Source organism: Verminephrobacter aporrectodeae subsp. tuberculatae At4, assembly GCF_000193225.1.
Classification (GTDB): Bacteria; Pseudomonadota; Gammaproteobacteria; order Burkholderiales; family Burkholderiaceae_C; genus Acidovorax; species Acidovorax aporrectodeae.
In genome coordinates this window covers 1-2,593 of the sequence record NZ_AFAL01000543.1, presented here as the reverse complement: position 1 = coordinate 2,593, position 2,593 = coordinate 1, and the positions used below count along the sequence as shown (strand labels likewise).

Annotated in this window: 3 protein-coding genes and 2 pseudogenes; all 5 read left to right on the top strand. The window is 68.4% G+C overall.

Annotated features, from left to right (window positions below; genetic code table 11):
* A pseudogene (locus tag VTU_RS33715) lies at nucleotides 1-234 on the top strand (hypothetical protein); the annotation flags it as partial.
* Between the two features lie 214 nt (nucleotides 235-448).
* Nucleotides 449-946, top strand: coding sequence for a flagellar basal body-associated FliL family protein (locus tag VTU_RS0118090; protein WP_010106804.1), 498 nt, complete (start codon nucleotides 449-451; stop codon nucleotides 944-946).
* An 18-nt stretch (nucleotides 947-964) separates the two neighbouring features.
* Nucleotides 965-1,968: pseudogene (gene fliM, locus VTU_RS28100) on the top strand (flagellar motor switch protein FliM).
* Nucleotides 1,958-2,407 carry a flagellar motor switch protein FliN gene (gene fliN, locus VTU_RS0118080; protein ID WP_010106802.1) on the top strand — a complete coding sequence of 150 codons (450 nt, stop codon included), beginning with the start codon at nucleotides 1,958-1,960 and terminating at the stop codon, nucleotides 2,405-2,407. Before fliM ends, fliN begins: the two are co-directional and overlap by 11 nt.
* A gap of 7 nt (nucleotides 2,408-2,414) precedes the next feature.
* The coding region (locus tag VTU_RS28095) for a flagellar biosynthetic protein FliO (protein ID WP_010106801.1) at nucleotides 2,415-2,593 on the top strand (179 nt) is incomplete at its 3' end.

Below are 2,593 nucleotides of genomic sequence, written 5' to 3'. Positions count from 1 at the left end.
CGCGCGCAGCTCGGCGATTTGCTGCACAGCCAGGGTCTGGTGCTCGCGGGAATGTCGGTCGGCACGCCGGCGGACCAGGGCGCGGGGCAGGCGCGGTCGCCGCGCGGCCGCGCGGGCGCCCGCCCAACGCAGGGGATGCAGGGGGCGCCGGTGGCGTCCGTGGCGCCCGCCGCAGCGGCCCCGGTGCTGCGCGTGGGCAACATGGCGCAGCGCGCCGTGGATGTCTTTGTATGAACGCGCGCAGGGCGCGCTGAATACCTTGGTTTCGGGTTGTTATTCCGCTGATCACGGGCCGGCGCAGCGCCCAATAATGGGATCGTTCTGGCCCGTATTTCTCTTTTCACCCACTCCTTCCCTGGTCAGATGGCGCGGCTTGCTGCCGCAAGGAATCCGCACCGTGTCAGCCATAGTTCCCGCAGCGGCTCCGGCCAAGAGCAAGAAGACGCTCATGCTCCTCGTCGGCACTGCGCTGGCGGGGGTGCTGGTCGGCGCCAGCGCCGGCGCCTGGTTCGTCGCGAGCCGCGCGCCGGCGGACGACGAGGATGCGTCCAGGGCCGCCCCGGTCTTCCTGCCCATGGAAAGCATGGTGGTGAATCTGGCCGATTCCGGCGGGGACCGGTTCGCCCAGATCGGCGTCACCCTGGAGCTGGAAAACGCCAAGGTGCAGGAGCAGGTCCGGGCCTACCTGCCGAACATCCGCAGCGGCGTGCTGATGCTCGCGTCGCAGCGCAGCACCGCCGAGCTGTTGCAGCGCGCAGGCAAGGAGAAATTGGCCGCCGACATCCTCGCGGAAGTCACGCGCACCATGGACTATCCGCCCCCCGCAGAGAGCGAGCGCGCGCAGGCCGATGTGCCCGAGGACGCAGCAGAGCACGCGCCGGCGCGCCGGCGCACGCAGCGCAACCCGGTGCGGCGCGTGCTGTTTTCGAGTTTCATCGTTCAGTGACGCGCGCAGGAACTTGCCATGAGCAATTCATTTCTTTCGCAGGAAGAGGTCGATGCCCTTTTGGAGGGGGTCACCGGAGAGAGCCAGAAGTCGGTCGAGGAGGTGACCGAGGCCGGCGCCGTGCGCAACTACGACATCTCCAGCCAGGAGCGCATCGTGCGGGGGCGCATGCCGACGATGGAAATCGTCAACGAACGCTTCGCGCGCAACCTGCGCATAGGGCTCTTCAACCTCATCCGCCGCAGCCCGGAAGTCTCCGTCGGACCGGTGTCCGTGCAGCGCTACAGCGCCTTTTTGCGCGAGCTCGCGGTGCCGACGAATTTCAACATCGTGGCCATCCGTCCGCTGCGCGGCAGCGGGCTGATCGTGTGCGAGCCCTCGCTGGTGTTCGGCATCATCGACACCCTGTACGGCGGCGCGGGCAAGTTCCAGACGCGCATCGAGGGGCGGGACTTCTCGCCCACCGAGCAGCGCGTCATCAACCGCCTGGTGGACGTCGTCTGCACCGAATACAAGAAGGCCTGGCATGGCATCTACCCCCTGGAGCTGGAGTACCAGCGCTCGGAAATGCAGCCGCAGTTCGCGAACATCGCCACGCCCAGTGAAATCACCGTGTCCACCGCGTTCCAGCTGGAAATCGGCGACCTCTCGGGCGCCATCCACCTGTGCACGCCCTACGCCACGCTGGAGCCGATCCGGGACGTGCTGTACTCGTCCACGCAGGGCGACTCCATCGAGGTGGACCGCCGCTGGGTGCGGGTGCTGACCCGGGAAATCCAGGCCGCTGAAGTGACCCTGGTCGCCGAGCTGGCGCGCGCCGACACCACCGTCGGGCAGCTGCTGCGCATGAAGCCGGGCGACTTCATCGAACTGGAGCGCGCACCGCGCATTCGCGCCGCGGTCGGGGGGTGCCGGTTTTCGAATGCCAGTACGGAACGCACAACGCCAAATACGCCATCCGCATCGAAGAATGCCTGCGCACGGCGGACCTGAGCTGGCTGGGAGAAAAAGATGTCCACTGAAGAAGAAGGCCAGGGCGGCGGTGGCGCGGACGATCCCCTTGCGGGCTGGGCCGAGGCGCTGGAGGAACAGCAGACCAGCACCAGCACCAAGCCCGGGGACGCGCAACAGCAACAGGGAGGCCCCCTGTCCGGCGCTCCCGTGCCCCCCCTCTCGGGCAACGCGGACGGCAGCGTCAACGACATCAACATGGTGCTGGACATACCGGTCCAGCTGTCCGTGGAACTGGGGCGCACCAAGGTGCCCATCAAGTACATCCTGCAACTCGCCCAGGGCTCCGTGGTGGAGCTCGACGCGCTCGCGGGCGAACCCATGGACGTGCTCGTGAACGGCTACCTCATCGCGCAGGGCGAGGTGGTGGTGGTGAACGACAAGTTCGGCATCCGCCTGACCGACGTGGTGACGCCCTCGGAACGCCTGCGGCGGCTCAGCCGTGGATAGCGCCGGCATGACCCGCTTCCTGGTCACGGCGCTCCTCTTCGTGGGAGCCATGGCCCTGCTGCCCTGGCTCGTGCGGCGCCTGCGGCAGCGCCATGCGGCGGGCGGATCGGCGGCAGGCGCCGCGGCGCGCGTGCTCAGCGCCGTCGCGGTCGGGCCGCAGCAGCGCGTGGTGACGCTCGAGGTGGG